At 64.8% G+C, this 15007-nt stretch carries 15 protein-coding genes and 1 pseudogene; 7 read left to right on the forward strand and 9 right to left on the reverse strand.

Annotation, left to right across the window (positions count from 1 at the left end; translation table 11 throughout):
- Positions 1-386: 386 nt before the first annotated feature.
- Together FJ414_RS19145 and FJ414_RS19150 are read right to left on the reverse strand one after the other, a co-directional pair.
- The gene (locus FJ414_RS19145; protein WP_140645914.1) at positions 387-701 is read right to left on the reverse strand and encodes a hypothetical protein; all 315 of its coding nucleotides are present in this window, start codon (positions 699-701) and stop codon (positions 387-389) included.
- Positions 702-795: 94 nt separating this feature from the next.
- Positions 796-1347 carry a carboxymuconolactone decarboxylase family protein gene (locus FJ414_RS19150; protein ID WP_140645915.1) on the reverse strand — a complete coding sequence of 184 codons (552 nt, stop codon included), beginning with the start codon at positions 1345-1347 and terminating at the stop codon, positions 796-798.
- Between the two features lie 96 nt (positions 1348-1443).
- Here FJ414_RS19150 and FJ414_RS19155 point away from each other — a divergent pair, with 96 nt between their 5' ends.
- On the forward strand, positions 1444-2274 hold the full coding sequence (locus tag FJ414_RS19155; protein ID WP_140645916.1) for an AraC family transcriptional regulator: 831 nt from the start codon (positions 1444-1446) through the stop codon (positions 2272-2274).
- A gap of 200 nt (positions 2275-2474) precedes the next feature.
- Here the strand turns inward: FJ414_RS19155 and FJ414_RS19160 are convergent, their stop codons facing one another.
- Complete coding sequence (locus FJ414_RS19160) at positions 2475-3221, reverse strand: glucose 1-dehydrogenase (RefSeq protein WP_140645917.1); 747 nt, start codon at positions 3219-3221, stop codon at positions 2475-2477.
- Between the two features lie 109 nt (positions 3222-3330).
- On the opposite strand from FJ414_RS19160, the gene FJ414_RS19165 reads away from it, so the two are divergent.
- A complete protein-coding gene (locus FJ414_RS19165) occupies positions 3331-4218 on the forward strand; it encodes a LysR family transcriptional regulator (protein WP_140645918.1) in 888 nt (295 codons plus the stop codon).
- A gap of 15 nt (positions 4219-4233) precedes the next feature.
- Here FJ414_RS19165 and FJ414_RS19170 read toward each other — a convergent pair whose 3' ends face one another.
- A complete protein-coding gene (locus tag FJ414_RS19170) occupies positions 4234-5211 on the reverse strand; it encodes a threonine/serine dehydratase (protein ID WP_140645919.1) in 978 nt (325 codons plus the stop codon).
- A gap of 309 nt (positions 5212-5520) precedes the next feature.
- The gene (locus tag FJ414_RS19180) at positions 5521-5844 is read right to left on the reverse strand and encodes a hypothetical protein (protein ID WP_140645920.1); all 324 of its coding nucleotides are present in this window, start codon (positions 5842-5844) and stop codon (positions 5521-5523) included.
- Between the two features lie 180 nt (positions 5845-6024).
- Between FJ414_RS19180 and mbfA the strand changes: the two genes are divergently transcribed.
- Positions 6025-7008, forward strand: coding sequence for an iron exporter MbfA (gene mbfA, locus FJ414_RS19185; RefSeq protein ID WP_140645921.1), 984 nt, complete (start codon positions 6025-6027; stop codon positions 7006-7008).
- Positions 7009-7047: 39 nt separating this feature from the next.
- Here the strand turns inward: mbfA and FJ414_RS19190 are convergent, their stop codons facing one another.
- Both FJ414_RS19190 and FJ414_RS19195 read right to left on the reverse strand, forming a co-directional pair.
- Positions 7048-7392: an antibiotic biosynthesis monooxygenase gene (locus FJ414_RS19190; RefSeq protein ID WP_140645922.1), complete on the reverse strand. Its 345-nt coding sequence runs from the start codon at positions 7390-7392 to the stop codon at positions 7048-7050.
- On the reverse strand, positions 7389-7757 hold the full coding sequence (locus FJ414_RS19195) for an NIPSNAP family protein (protein ID WP_140645923.1): 369 nt from the start codon (positions 7755-7757) through the stop codon (positions 7389-7391). The genes FJ414_RS19190 and FJ414_RS19195 overlap by 4 nt, the downstream gene beginning before the upstream one ends.
- 170 nt (positions 7758-7927) lie before the next feature.
- Here FJ414_RS19195 and FJ414_RS19200 point away from each other — a divergent pair, with 170 nt between their 5' ends.
- Positions 7928-8602 carry a winged helix-turn-helix domain-containing protein gene (locus FJ414_RS19200; RefSeq protein ID WP_140645924.1) on the forward strand — a complete coding sequence of 225 codons (675 nt, stop codon included), beginning with the start codon at positions 7928-7930 and terminating at the stop codon, positions 8600-8602.
- Between the two features lie 207 nt (positions 8603-8809).
- Here FJ414_RS19200 and ligD read toward each other — a convergent pair whose 3' ends face one another.
- Both ligD and FJ414_RS19215 read right to left on the reverse strand, forming a co-directional pair.
- Positions 8810-11311: a DNA ligase D gene (ligD, locus tag FJ414_RS19210; RefSeq protein ID WP_140645925.1), complete on the reverse strand. Its 2502-nt coding sequence runs from the start codon at positions 11309-11311 to the stop codon at positions 8810-8812.
- 12 nt (positions 11312-11323) lie between these two features.
- A complete protein-coding gene (locus tag FJ414_RS19215; RefSeq protein WP_140645926.1) occupies positions 11324-12187 on the reverse strand; it encodes a Ku protein in 864 nt (287 codons plus the stop codon).
- 365 nt (positions 12188-12552) lie between these two features.
- Between FJ414_RS19215 and FJ414_RS19220 the strand changes: the two genes are divergently transcribed.
- From FJ414_RS19220 to FJ414_RS19230, 3 genes and pseudogenes are all read left to right on the forward strand, one after another.
- On the forward strand, positions 12553-12699 hold the full coding sequence (locus FJ414_RS19220; protein WP_108702809.1) for a hypothetical protein: 147 nt from the start codon (positions 12553-12555) through the stop codon (positions 12697-12699).
- A 212-nt stretch (positions 12700-12911) separates the two neighbouring features.
- Positions 12912-13358, forward strand: coding sequence for a thiol-disulfide oxidoreductase DCC family protein (locus tag FJ414_RS19225; protein ID WP_140645927.1), 447 nt, complete (start codon positions 12912-12914; stop codon positions 13356-13358).
- A 24-nt stretch (positions 13359-13382) separates the two neighbouring features.
- Positions 13383-14972 (forward strand): annotated as a pseudogene (locus FJ414_RS19230) (DUF4166 domain-containing protein); the annotation flags it as partial.
- Between the last annotated feature and the right edge of the window lie 35 nt (positions 14973-15007).

Raw genomic sequence — 15007 nt, forward strand, 5'->3', positions numbered from 1 at the left:
GGTTCTCCGCTATAGTTATGGAAATTGACACTGGACATATCGCGGCCGACGGATTCGGCCGCCTGCTTGCCGCAACACTTCGATGCCGAACTCGCTCCCGGGCAAGCGGCTAGTGCTGCCCGCCCGAGGCGGCGTCGGCATGGGATGTGTGGACGAGGGCGATACGGGTCATGTGAGAGGTCCTTATCTTGAGTGTGCAGCCACTGCACCACGTGGCCGATCCGAAGTGACGGCGAGCAATTTGAGCCTGGCCGGTGCGATGCAGCGCAAACAGCGCACCTGCCGCAGGACACCGACTTCATCCCTTGAGAGGCATCTCCATACACCCGCCGTTCCGTCTCAGGCCGAAGCAACCGATTGCGGGCGGGACGTCGGCCGCCACCGATTCAAGCTGCGCCGCCATTCTTTGATCCTCGGCCGGCACAATCCCCAGGTTGGCTCAAGCGCGGACCGGATCTCACTTTCGCCCAGTAGTACCAGACTTCGAGACCTTGGAAGCCGAGCACGAACGGAACAACGATGAATACGCCGCTGACGAGGCGGTCGACGACAACCTGCAGCCAACAGGGCAGGACGAAGATTGCAATCCCGTGGCGTTCCGGATGGCGGAGCCCGACGAGGAACGGCATGGCAATCAGGCTCAGCGCGACGAGGTAGTCGAGCAAGGCCTGAGCGGTGTTGGTGACGAAACGAATATTCATGACACGCTGCTATTGAGGAGGCCTGCACAGGCCGTGGACCGTGTGATTGCTGATGAGCGCGGCGCCCAAGGATCGAGCGCCACGCCCTTCGGGATCAGGCGGCAGGTCGCAGCGCGACATCGACCTTGGGAAAGTCGATATCGGTCAGCGCCACGTTGTTGGTGTAGTTGGTCAGCACGTTGATCGCGACGTTCGCGATCACCTCGATGATGCGGGCGTCGTCAAGACCAGCCGAACGCACGGCGGCAACTTCGGCGTCCGTGACCTGCCCGCGCTTCTCAAGCACGCGGCGCGCGAACGATGCGATGACGGCGTCGATGGCGGTTTCCGCCTTGCCCTCGCGGGCCCTGCGGATGCCTTCCGGCGACAGGCCGGCGCCCTTGCCCATCAGCGTGTGCGCCGAGAGGCAGTACTCGCACTCGTTCGCCTGCCCAATGGCGAGCGCAACGATCTCCCGCTGCTTGGCGGTCAGCACGCCTTTGCCGAGCGCATCGGAGAAGGCAACATAGCCGTTGAGCACCGCGGGCGATCGCGCAAAAGTCGAGAATAGGTTCGGCACCATGCCGATCTTGGTCTTGACGGCCGACAACGTGGCCTTAACGCCGGGATCGGCATGGGCAGTTTCGATGGGAGCGATACGGGGCATGTGAGGGGTCCTTTTCTGTAACATTGCGGGCTTGCACTGCTCTGTATGTCGGATTAAAGGTGATGGTTGGTGCCAAATACGTTGCCGATCGTCCCAATGGATCCCTTCGCTGCCCTGTTCGACCACGTCACGCCGAGAGCCCGGACCTTCTTCACCGGTAACCTTTGCGAGACGAGGCACTTCACCGATGAAGGCCACTTGCACCTTCTCAAGGGAGGCGTGCTCACGCTCGCCCGGGCCGGCCAGGTCGACCTCCAGCTTGATGAGCCATCCCTCCTGTTTTTTCCTCGTGGCCGCGTCCACAGTTTCACGGTTGATCCGGACCGCGGCGCCGATCTCGTTTGCGCGACCGTCGAGCTCGGCGGCGCCGAGGGCAACCCGATCGGACAGGGCCTGCCCGAACTCGTGGTCCTGCCGCTCGCGTCGCATCCCGCGCTGGCGCCGGTCTGCGATCTGCTGATCGGCGAAGCATTCTCCGAACTGAGTGGCCGCCAGGTGGCGCTCGACCAGCTGTTGGACTACCTCCTGATCCTGATCGTGCGACACGTCACCGACAGCGGCCGGGTAGCGACCGGCGTGCTCGCCGGACTCGGCGATCCGCGCCTTGCCAGGGTGCTGACGGCAATGCACGATGCGCCCGGGAAGCCATGGACCCTGGAAGATCTCGCCGGGATCGCCGGCATGTCACGCACGCGGTTCGCCGAGCATTTCCGGACACGGATCGGCCAGACGCCTATCGACTATCTGACGGTCTGGCGCATGACGGTCGCACGTCAGCTTCTTGCCAGGGGTAAGCCGGTCAAGAGCGTGGCCTTGCAGGTCGGCTACCAGAGCGGCGCCGCTTTCTCTCGCGTGTTCAGCCGGGTGACGGGACGGTCGCCGCGCAGTTCGAATGGTCTCAGGACCGCGGATGTCCGCTCCAGCTGACAAGCCGGCATCGTTCGTTGGGATGGGCACGTCCGCTGTCGTGAGGGCTTCGGATGCCGACCTTCTGCAAGAGGTGCCGGCGATGAGCGTTCTCCGCTGCATTCCGGAACAACAATGAAGATGTCGAGGCAGGCGGACGTGCCCATTCCATTGCCGCAACACTTTGCAAGATCGATGCGGAGTTCACTCCGGGCGAACGGCTAACGCTGGCCGCCGGAGGCAGTGATGCGCTCACCCGTCAGCCAGGCTGACTGGTCGGAAGCCAGGAAGACGGCGACGCGGGCGATGTCGTCGGGCTGCCCCACCCGGCCCATCGGCAAAGTCGCTCCGATGTTCTTGGCGGTTTCGTCATCGATGCCCACGACTGCGAGGCCTTCGGTTTCCGTCATGCCCGGTGCGATCGCGTTGACGCGAATCCTGCGGGTGGCCAACTCGTTGGCGAGTGCCCTGGTGATCGAATCCACGGCGCTCTTGGAGGCTGAATAGACGACGGAGTTCGGCACCGGATTGGTGCTCGAAATGGTGCTGAGATTGATGACGCTGCCGCCATGACCGTCAAAGGCCCTTGCCGCTTCCTGTGTCGTGAGGATCGTGCTCAGCACGTTGGTGTTGAACTGACGATGGAACTCGGCTTCCGTCACGTCCTCCAGCGGCTCGAAGCGGTACACGCCGGCATTGTTGACGAGGATGCTGGGCGTCCCGAACGTCGCCTTGGTCTCGGCAAAGAGCCGCTTCACGTCGGCGCTGTTGCTGACATCCGCCTGGACCGCCACGGCCTTGCCACCTTCGCGCAGGATGTCTGCGACCACCCGGTCCGCATCCTCCTTGCTCGAAGCGTAATTGACCATCACGGCGGCGCCCGCCTTGGCAAACCGACGCGCTATCGCCGCACCTATGCCCTTTGACGCGCCGGTCACGATCGCTACCTTGTCCTTCAGCTCGTTCATGATCTTCTCCTTCGCTCATCGCCGCCACGCGGCGTGTTGCTGAGGAGGTAAATCATGCGTCGAGCGACCGGTAGCGCCGCCGGGTTCATATGATATATACGTCTCTCGTATGAATGACCGATTTCAGCAACTGGCGATCTTTGTCCGCACCGTCGAGACGGGCAGTTTTTCCAAGGTGGCCAGGGAGTTCGGGCTGTCGCAACCTTCCGTCTCGCGGACAGTGGCCGCGCTTGAGGAGCGGCTGGGCGTCAAGCTGCTTACCCGGACCACTCGCCAACTCTCGCTTACCGACGCGGGCGAGGCTCTGTTGTCTCGCGCCCGAGAAGCGCTTGCCGGGGTCGAAGAGGCGGAAAACGCCGCCCGTAGCGCCGACAGGCTGTCCGGCACACTGCGCGTGGCGCTGTCGCAAGGTTTCGGAGCGCGGCAGATAGTGCCGCGGCTGCTTGCCTTCCTCGACAACCATCCCTTGCTGAAGATCGATCTCATGATGTCCGACCGTTACGAGAACCTCATCGCGGAAGGCGCCGACATGGCGCTTCGCCTTGGCGAACAGCCGGATTCCAGCTTCGTGGCGCGCAAGCTCGCCACCGCCCGGCGCCTATTCGTCGCCTCGCCCACCTACCTCGCCCGGTACGGTATTCCGAAGACCCTCGCCGAGCTCAGCCGGCATCATCTCATCAGCGGGCCCAGCGACATGAACGAGCAGAACTGGAACGCGCATCGGGACGGCATCGGCGAGATCCAACCCGTCAATCCCCGCGTGCGGACCCGTTCGACCGTAGGCGTCCTCGCTTGCGCGAGCGCGGGCCTCGGCATCGCAATCGCCTCGACATGGATGTGCGCGGAGGAGCTTGTCTCCGGTGCACTGGTAGAGCTCCTGGCAGACTACCGTCTCGACCCTGTAGCGGCTTACGTCGTGTTCCCGGCTGGACGGCGCCCTTCGCAAAAGGCGCGCGCCTTCAGCGACTATCTCGAACAGGCGCTGGCGAGCGGATGATCGCGGCGCGGCGCTTTATGCAGCCGCCATGATCCCGGCATAGGTGACGAGATCGACATTGCCGCCGGAGAGCACGACGGCAACGCATTTGCCGGCGAGGTCGATCTCGCCGGAGGAGAGCGCGGCAAACGCGACGCAGCCGCCGGGCTCGACCACCAGCTTGAGATGGGCCATGGCGTCGCGCATCGCCTGTCTGACCGCGTCTTCGGAGACGGCAATGCCGCCGGCGAGATTCCGGCGGTTTATCTCGAAGGTGATGGCGCCGGGCTCGGCGGTCAGCAGCGCATCGCAGATCGAGCTATGGCCGGGATCGTTCGCGACCCGCTCGCCCTTGGCCAGCGAGCGACGCGTGTCGTCGAAATGCTCGGGCTCGACCGCCCAGACGGCGGTTCGCGGCGAAGCGTCCTTGACGGCGACCGAGATACCGCTCGACAGGCCGCCGCCGCCGCAAGGCACGACGACGGCGTCGAGCGCTGCGCCGAGCGCTTTCGCCTGCTTCATCAGCTCCAGGCCGATCGTGCCCTGGCCGGCAATGATGGCCGGATCGTCGAAGGGCGGCACCAGCACCATGCCCTTCTCGATATAGGGGCGGACAACGGCCATGCGGTCATCCTTGAAGCGGTCGAACGGCACCACCTCGGCGCCCAGCTTGCGGACATTGCCAATCTTGAGCGCCGGCGCGTCGGCCGGCATGGCGATCACCGCCTTGACGCCGAACATGGCGGCGGAGGCCGCCACCCCTTGCGCGTGGTTGCCCGAGGAGAAGGCCACGACTCCACGGCCGCGCTCCTCCTCGCTCAGGCTCGACAGCTTGTTGTAGGCGCCGCGGATCTTGAAGGAGCCGGTGCGCTGCAGCGTCTCGGGCTTGAACAGGATGCGGCCGCCATAGCGCTTGTTGAGCTCGGGCGACTCGATCAGCGGCGTTTCGACGGTCAAGCCGGAAAGCCGCGCCGCGGCGGCGCGGATGTCGGAGATGCCGGGGAGGGTGGTCATGAAGGGCCTCGCAGGATGAGTCCCGCCATGGTGCACGGAAATCATCCCGGCGCGCCAACGAAAAAATGTGACGGAGACAAGGTTGGTTTGGCAATTTTGGAAGCTGGCGTTCCTTCGCGCGGCCCCTCTGTCCTGCCGGACATCTCCTCCACAAGGGGGGAGATCAGACGGCACGCCGGCTTTCGCCAATCTCCTAGGTCGCAAGAATGGGCGGGACGCCGAAACATCTAATCTTTCCCCTCGCGGGGGAGATGGCCGGCAAGCCAGAGGGAGGCTGTCCCGCCGACATTTCGCCCTGTCGGCGACCGCTCATCCCAGCAGCGTCTTTGTCCTTTTGCTGCCGCCGAGCTTGCGCCAGGAGTTGAAGCGGTGGGTGGCGGCGGCGAAGGATATCTTCATCTGCTGGGAAACCGTGTAGCGCGACTTGCCTTCATCGAACATGCGGTAGCAGCATTCGGCGCCTTCCTCGGTCAGCTTGCCATCCGGCGTCTTGTTGTGCGGGTTGGCCGGGTCGAATTTTTCGAGCTGTTCTTCGACGAGGCCCTTCAGGCGCTGCAGGTCGGCCTCGATGCTGGCGATAAGATCGAGAACCGGTTTGGCATCGAATGTGTGCGGGGGCTTTTTGTTCGTCATGCCGGGGATTCCTTCAATTTTGGTGGTTGCAAGCTATATAGGCGAACATTCGGCAATAATGAAGAGTTGGGCCGGGTTCCGCTGGATCACCCATTCGCGTCGCGGCCCGTGCCGTTCGCAATTGACGTCCGGCAAGCAAGATCCTAGTTTAGAATTATTCTAAACTAGAGTGATCCCATCATGCTTTCTCGTGTTTTCGGCTTTGGCCGCCGTTCGTTCGATTCGCTGTCGGAGCAGGAGATCCTGGCGCTGGCGATCTCTTCCGAGGAGGATGACGGACGCATCTACCGCGCCTATGCCGATGGCCTGGCGCAGGACTTTCCGCAATCGGCGAAAGTGTTCGAGGCGATGGCCGAGGAAGAGGACGGCCATCGCGATTCGCTGATCGAGCTTTACCGCAAGCGCTTCGGCGAGCGCATCCCGCTGATCCGGCGCGAGCATGTGAAAGGCTATTTCGAGCGCAAGCCCGACTGGCTGGTGAAGCCGCTCGGCATCGAGCATGTGCGGCGCCAGGCGGAGGCCATGGAGCAGCAGGCCTATCGCTTCTATGTAGAGGCGGCCAAGCGCACCACCGACGCCTCGACGCGAAAGCTGCTCGACGATCTCGCCGTGGCCGAGCAGGGCCATGAGAGCTCGGCGCATGAATTGGAGCAGGAGCATGTGCCGGGCACGGTCAAGGTCGAGGAGGCGAGCGCCGAGCAGCGCCAGTTCATCCTCACCTATGTGCAGCCCGGGCTGGCCGGGCTGATGGACGGCTCGGTGTCGACGCTGGCGCCGATCTTCGCCGCGGCATTCGCCACGCACGACACCTGGCAGACGCTTCTGGTCGGCCTCGCCGCCTCGATCGGCGCCGGCATCTCGATGGGTTTCACCGAGGTCGCCTCCGACGACGGCAAGCTGTCGGGGCGCGGCTCGCCGATCAAGCGTGGGCTGACGGTCGGCCTGATGACTTCGCTGGGCGGCCTCGGCCACGCGCTGCCCTATCTGATCCCGCACTTCTGGACGGCCACCGCCGTGGCGGCGGTGGTGGTGTTCTTCGAGCTCTGGGCGATCGCTTTCGTCCAGAACCGCTACATGCAGACCCCCTTCTGGCGCGCCGCCTTTCAGGTGGTGCTGGGCGGCGCGCTGGTGTTCGGGGCGGGCGTGCTGATCGGGAACGCTTAGGTTTTCCGTTCTCCCGCAAGGGGGTAAGGGAAGGCGCGTTCACCCATTCACCGCGCGGCTATCCCTTGGCGCTTCCGCCCTTTCGGTCATCCCGTAGTCGCGCACGACATGGGCGATGCGCAGACGGTAGCCGGCAAAGATGCCGCCCCGCCCCGCCTTCTGCGCCTGGCGGTGCTCCTCGGTGTTGCGCCAGGCTTTCACCGCTTCCTCGTCGCGCCAGAAGGACAGCGACAGCACTCGCCTGGGATCGGCAAGGCTCTGGAAGCGCTCGACCGAAATGAAACCGTCTATGCCGTCGAGCAGGGGCTTAAGCTCCGCGGCGATGCCGAGATAGGCGTCGCGCTTGCCTTCCGCCGGCTCCACTTCGAAGATGACTGCGATCATGCCTCCATCCCTTCCCTGACCGTCACGTCGGTGCGAAAGACCTGCCGCGGACCATGCGGGCCGGACACCAGCTTCAGGAAGACGCGGTCCTCCTTGAGGATGAATTTCTCGCGCCGCGCGAATTCGTAGTTTGCCTTGCCGGCCGGGTCGGCGGCAAGCCGCGCGCGATAGACTTCATAGTCCGCGAGGCTCTCGACGTTGTAGGCGGCATAGGCCGTAGTGGCCGAGCCTTCGTGCGGGGCGTAGTAGCCGATCAGGTCGGCGCCGCAACGCGGAATGGCCTGACCCCAGGCGCGCGCATATTGCTCGAACGCCGCCTTGCCGAACGGATCGATCTCGTAGCGGATGAAGCAGGTGATGGTCATGTCGGTCTCCTCGTCTGGTTGGTTCTTCGACGACGACGGTTCGATCCCGGTCGAAACATCGCTTGCGTCATTGTGCTAGGCATCTTCCTGTCAGGAGAGTTTGCCGGGCTGCTTGAGCTGACTGGACAATAGTGCTTCCCTGACGGGAATGCTTCGATAAGGATCGAACCATGCGTGAAGGACCGGACATCGCCCGCATCGCCAGCCTGGTCGGCGACCCGGCCCGCGCCAACATGCTGAACGCGTTGATGGGCGGCACGGCGCTGACGGCGTCGGAACTGGCGCTCGAGGCCGGCGTATCGCTGCCCACCGCTTCCTCGCATCTGTCCAAGCTGATGGATGGCGGGCTGCTGACCTTGGCCAGCCAGGGGCGCCACCGCTATTACGGCCTTGCCAGCGCGCAGGTGGCCGGCATGATCGAGGCGATCATCGGCGTCGCCGAGGCGGTCGGCCCGAAGCGTGTGCGCCCCGGCCCGCGCGACGTGGCCATGCGCGTGGCGCGCGTTTGTTACGATCACCTCGCCGGCGAGCAGGCGGTGGCGATGCTCGACCGGCTCTTCGACAGGAAACTTTTGCTGCGCGAGGACAACGAGATCAGGCTCTCGTCATCCGGCGTCTCGCATTTTTCCGCGCTCGGCATCGAGACCCATGCCAAGGCGCGGCGGCCGGTGTGCCGCGCCTGCCTCGACTGGAGCGTGCGGCGCTCGCATCTCGCCGGCACGCTGGGCGCCGCCATCCTCGACAAGATCATCGCCGAGAAATGGGCCCGGCGCGAAAAGGACAGCCGCGCCGTGGTGTTCTCGCCGACGGGCAGGCAGGCGTTCGAGAGGGTGTTTCTCTCCTAGGCGGACAATCTCACGATGCTGGCGGGACAGCACCCCCCTCTGCCCTGCCGGGCATCTCCCCCGCATGGGGGGAGATTGGCAGTTCTGGCGCTCCGCCATTCTCCTAACGTTGGAGATTGGCGAAAGCCGAGACGACATCCAATCTCCCCCCTTGCGGGGGAGATGGCCGGCAGGCCAGAGGGGGGTGCTGTCCCTCGGCGCTGAAAATTATCCCCGCTTCAGCGGCTTCCCCAGCTTGAAGAACTCCGCCCACGGATCCGCCTTCTTCAATTGCTCCAGCGTCGTCTCGTCCCCCAGCGGGAAAGCATTCGGCGCCAAGCCCTTTTCGATCTCAGGCCAGGTCACCGGCATCGATATCGTCGCGCCCTTCTTGGCGCGCGAGGAATAGGGCGCGACCGTGGTCGAGCCCCTGCCGTTGCGCAGATAGTCGACGAAGATCTTGCCGGTGCGCGCCTTCTTCGACAGCGTCGCCGTGTAGCGGTCGGGCGCGGCCTGCTCCAGCGCGCGGGCGAAATCATGGGCGAAATCCTTGACCGCGTCCCACTCCGCCGAGGGTTTCAGCGGCACCAGCACATGATAGCCCTTGCCGCCGGAGGTCTTGACCAGGTTGGGCAGCGACAATTCGTCGAGCTGCTTGTGGATGTCGAGCGCCGCCTCGCGCACTTTGCCGACATCGACGCCTTCGTCCGGATCGAGGTCGAAGATGATCTGGTCCGGCTTCTCCAGCGCGTCGAGAGTGCAGCCCCAGATATGCACCTCGACCACGCCGTATTGGACAAGCGCGGCCAGCCCATCGAAATCCTTGATGAACAGGATCTCCTCGCCGTCAGTCGGATCCTTCATTCTGGCGATCTTGTCGCTCATGCCGGGCGAGGCGTGTTTCTGGAAGAAGCGCTGGCCGTTGATGCCGTCCGGCGCGCGCACCAAGCTCAGCGGCCGGTTGACGACGAATTCTGCCATGCGCGGCCAGACCAGCGCGTAGTGACCGAGCAGGTCCTGTTTCGAAACCTTCTCGTCGGGCCACAGCAGCTTGTCGGGATGCGACAGCTTTATCGAGGTCTTCGCTGTTCCGGCCGAAGCTTTCGGCGCGGTCTTTGTACCCGGCTTCGCTCCGGTTTCGGCCTTCTTCGGCTTTTCCTGCACGACTTCCTCCGCCGGCTTGTCCTCGCGCAATCCCTGGAACGAGGCGTGGCGGATTATACGGTCGGAAGTCCAGCTGCGGAACTCCACCTCGCCGACAAGTTCCGGCTTGACGAAGGTGAGGCCCTTGCCCTTGGGCACGGCGGCCGAGAACGGCGAGTCCTTCGCCTTGAGGCCGTCGAGCTTCTTCTTCAAATCAGTCATCACCTTGCCGGAAAAGCCGGTACCGACACGGCCGGCATAGTGCAGCTTGCCGCCTTCGTTGAACCCGACCAGCAGCGAGCGCAGGCCGCGTCCGGTCTTGTCCGAGGGCAGATAGCCGCCGATGACGAATTCCTGCCTGAGCGTGCATTTGGACTTGATCCAGGAGAGCCCCCGCCCGCTGCGGTAGGGAGCGTCGGCGCGTTTCGACACCACGCCTTCCAAGCCCATGCGGCAGACATGCTGCAGCATGACCTTGCCCGGCTCGTGGAAATGGTCGCTGAAGCGCAACGCCGAATGTTCGGGCTGCTCGCCAAGCAGCTCGGCCAGCGCCTGCTTGCGTTCGACCAAGGGTTCGCGGCGCAGATCCTTGCCGTCAAGCCGCATCAGGTCGAAGACATAGTAGACGAAGCGGTCGGCGCGTCGCGCCGACAGATCCGCCTGCAGCAAGGGGAAGGACGACACGCCGCTGTCGGCCAACACCACGATCTCGCCGTCGATGATGGCGTCGCGGCATTTCAGCCCCGCCAGTGCACCTGTGACCGGACCGTCGAACTTTTCCGTCCAGTCGAGGCCGGCGCGGGTGAGCAGCCTGACGTCGCTGCCGGCGATCTGCGCCTGCATGCGGTAACCGTCGAATTTCACCTCGTGCAGCCAGTCTTCGCCGGCGGGCGCATCCCTTTCCAGCGTCGCCAGCTGCGGCTCGATGAAGTCGAGACGCTTGCCAGGCCCGGCCTTGGTCTTGGCGGCAGCCGGCCTGTTGGATTGCCAGACTTTCGGCTTCTCGCCCCTGGCGGCCTTGCCTTCGCCGACCTCCTCGATGGTCAGGCCCGACTTCACCGATTTCGGTTCTTCCTCGAGAACATCCTCGCCGGGCCGGGCGGCAGCATCGTCGGATTTGATCAGCAGCCAGTTGTCGCGCTTCTCGCCCGGACGGGGCCGCAGCCTGACCAGATGCCAGCGGCCGTTGAGCTTGTGGCCCTCGAGCTCGAAGTCGATATGGCCCTTCTTCATGCCCTTGGCCGGATCGCCATCCGGCATCCACTTGCCTTCGTCCCAGACGATGACCGAGCCGCCGCCATATTGGCCCTTCGGAATGGTGCCTTCGAAGGACGCGTAGTCGATCGGATGATCCTCGACATGCACGGCCAGCCGCTTCTCATGCGGATCGAGGCTCGGGCCGCGCGTCACCGCCCAGCTCCACAGCACGCCGTCATGCTCCAGCCGGAAATCATAGTGGAGCCGCGTCGCGGCATGCTTCTGGACGACGAAGATGCCGCCGCCTTGCTTTTGCCTGCCGACCTTGCCGGCCGGCTCGGCGGTCTTCTTGAAGTCGCGCTTGGCGTGATACTGCTCGAGGCCGGCCATGCCGCCATCCTCCTATGCGGATTTGCGTTTTGGCGCGGACGCTTTGGCTTTCGGCCGCCGCGCCGAAGTCTTTGAAGACTTGCCCGCTTTGCCGCCGCCTTCCGCGTTGAGGCTCTTCTTCAACGCATCGAACAGGTTGACCACATTGGACGGCTTCGGCGGCGCCTTGGCCTTGGGCGCCTTCTTGCCCGCCTTCTTGGCGCGGATCAGCTCGAGCAGCGCGTCCTCGTAGCGGTCGTCGAATTTCGACGGATCGAACTTCGTCTTCTTGCCGTCGATGATGTGCTGGGCGAGGTCGATCATCTCCTTGTCGGTCTTCGCCGCCGCGATCTCCTCGAACACCGTCGCCGGCCGGCGCACCGTGTCGTCATAGCGCAAGGTGGTCAGCACCATGCCCTTGCCGAGCGGCTCGATCACCACCGGGCGCTCTCGCTGATAAAGCACGATGCGCGCCAGGCCGGCCATCTTCCGGGCCGCCATGGCGTCGCGGATGACGGCAAAGGCTTCTTCCGAGACCTTGTCGGCCGGTGAGACATAATAGGGCGTGTCGAGGTAGATCTGCTCGATCGAGGATTTCTCGACGAAGCCGTCGAGGCTCATCGTGTGCGAGGATTCGATCTGCACCGCCTCGATCTCGTCCTCCTCGATATGGACGAAATCGCCGTCGCTCACCTCATAGCCCTTGATCTCGTCGCCCTCTTCAAGCGGCTTGCCGGTCCCGGCATCGACATAGATGCGTTTGACGGTGTTGCCGGTCTTGCGGTTGAGGATGCGGAACGAGACTTTCTCGGCATGGGTGACGACGTTGGTCAGCTCGATGGCGCAGGTGACCAGCGACAGTTTGAGATAGCCCTTCCAGGCCGGGCGTGGCGCCATGGCGAACTCCTGCGGCGAACTTCTGCGATGCAACTTTACCGCAACGGGCGGAGGCTTGCTCGGGTTCCGAGAGGGACCTGGCCGGTGCCGCTTGCGGCAAGCAATGATATTTCCCGGCGCCACCCGAGCGTGAAACAGAAGCGCGCGCAAGCGACATCGGAACGAAACATATGTGATGCAAAAGTCACACGGCCTGGAAAGGCGACGAAAAGCACCGAAAGACCGCGAATCAGCCGCAATCCAGCCACGATGCAACGTGTTTCGGACCAGAAATTAACATCACGTTCACCGACTATTCACGCCTCGACGCTATGCTCTCGAACAATTCGGACGGACATCCGAAAGCGGGACAGGGACCACGTAAAATGAACTTCTGGAACCACATCGCCGGCTACGCCGCCGCCATTCGCGAATTCGTCGCGCCGACCTATCGGCCGGAGCGCTATTACATGCGCGGCCCGGGCCCTGCCTGCGCGCGCCGCGGCAACTCGCTGGGCGTCAGCGCGAACTGATCATGACCCGCGAACGCGCCCACCACAGCCGCATCTGCCGGCCGGCCGCCGACCAGCGCACTACCACCTATCGCGCCGAACGCCTTGCGCTCGCCGCCACATGGCGTGCGACAACGCCGCGACTTTGACGCCGCCGCCGGCTGGCTTAGTGTCTCCCCTGGCTTAGTGTCCCCTTAGTATAGCGTAAGGGGTCACAAGCAGCCGAGGCCGCCATGACCGACCTGCCCGAACGTCCCACCTTACCGCGCCAGGCCTATGACGCCAGCCAGCCGCTGATCGTCTTCGACGGCGTCTGCGTGTTCTGCTCGGGCTTCGTCCAGCTCATCCTCAAGCTCGACCGGAAAAAACGCTTCCGCTTCGCCACGGCGCAATCGCCGGTGGGCGAGGCGCTGTTTCGCCAGCACGGCCTGCCGACCGACGACTATGACAGCAACCTCGCCATCATCGACGGCGCGGCCTTTACGAAGCTCGACAGTTTCGTCGCGGTCATGGCCGCGCTTGGCTGGCCATGGCGCATTGCGAAGGCGCTGCTCATCCTGCCGCGGCCGCTGCGCGACTGGCTCTACGACCGCGTCGCCAAGAACCGCTACGCGCTGTTCGGCCGCAAGGACAGTTGCGACATTCCGTCGGCCGAGCTGCGGGAGCGGTTGATCGGCTGACGGCGATTGGCTTGGGGGCATGGCATGAAGCTTCTCATCGTCGGCGGCTACGGCACCTTCGGCGGACGCATCGTCCAATTGCTGGAGAACGAGCCGCGCCTCGAGCTGATCATCGCCGGCCGGTCGCTCGCCAAGGCCGAGGCTTACTGCAAAGAGCGAGGCCCGACCAAGGCCAGGCTGGTGCCGGCGACGTTCGACCGCGACGGCGAGCTTGGCGCGCAACTCGCCGGCATGCTGCCCGACATCGTCGTCGACGCCAGCGGTCCGTTCCAGGCCTATGGCGAGGGGCGCTATCGGCTGGTCGAGGCCTGCATCGCCGCGCGCATCCACTATCTCGACCTCGCCGACGGTTCGGACTTCGTCGCCGGGGTATCCGCTTTCGACACGGCAGCCCGGGCGGCCGGCGTCTTCGTGCTGTCCGGCGCATCGAGCTTCCCGGTGCTGACGGCCGCCGTGGTGCGGCATCTTTCGACCGGCATAGCCCGCGTCGACACCATCCGTGGCGGCATCGCGCCGTCGCCTTTCGCCGGCGTCGGCGAGAACGTCATCCGCGCCATCGCGAGCTATGCCGGCCGGGCGGTGCGGCTGCAGCGCGGCGGCAGGCCGGCCGAGGGTTACCCGCTCACGGAGCAGATGCGGTACACGATCGCGCCGCCCGGGCGCGTGCCGGTGAGGAACACCTTGTTCTCGTTGGTCGACGTGCCGGATCTGCGCGCGCTGCAGGCGCTGTGGCCGGAAGCGAGCACGATCTGGATGGGCGCCGGACCGGTGCCCGAGGTGCTGCACCGCGCGCTGATCGGCCTGGCCTGGCTGGTCCGCGCCGGCCTGGCGCGATCGCTGTCGCCGCTGGCGCCGCTGATGCACTGGGCGACCAACCGGCTGTCATGGGGCGAGCATCGCGGCGGCATGTTCGTCGAGGTCGACTGCGTGGATGCAGAGGGCAGACCAAGCAAACGGTCCTGGCACCTGTTGGCCGAGGGCGATGACGGCCCGCTCCCGTCCATGGCGGTCGAGGCGATCGTCCGCAAGGCGCTCGACGGCCGCATGCCAGCACCAGGCGCCCGGGCGGCGGTGCGCGACGTCGAGCTCGCGGACTATGAAGCGCTATTTGCCGGCAAGACGATCCACACCGGCTTCAGGGACGACACCGACAAGGGCAAGGCTCTCTATCCCGACCTGCTCGGCGATGCGTGGAAAAGCCTTCCAGCTGAAATCCGCGCCATGCATGAGGGAGCGGCTATGGCGGAAGGAAGTGCGAGCGTGGAGCGCGGCGGCGGTATTCTTAGCCGGCTTGCTGCGCGCATGGCCGGCTTCCCGCCTGCCGCAGCCGATGTCCCCGTCAAGGTGCGTTTCGTTACCGACGGGCAAGGCGAGACCTGGACGCGGACTTTCGGAACTCACGGTTTTTCGAGCCGGCAATTTGCCGGACGTGGCCGCTCGGAGCGGCTGCTTTGCGAGCGCTTCGGCCCCCTCACCTTCGCCATGGCGCTGGTGGCCGGCGAGGACCGCCTGTCGCTCGTGCTGCGGCGCTGGAGCTTTCTCGGACTGCCCTTGCCGATGTGGCTTTGCCCGCGGTCGAACGCGTACGAAACCGTCGAGGACGGCCGCTTCCGCTTCCATGTCGGGATATCGCACCCGGTCGTCGGGCC

The organism is Mesorhizobium sp. B3-1-6 (assembly GCF_006439555.1).
Lineage (GTDB): Bacteria > Pseudomonadota > Alphaproteobacteria > Rhizobiales > Rhizobiaceae > Mesorhizobium.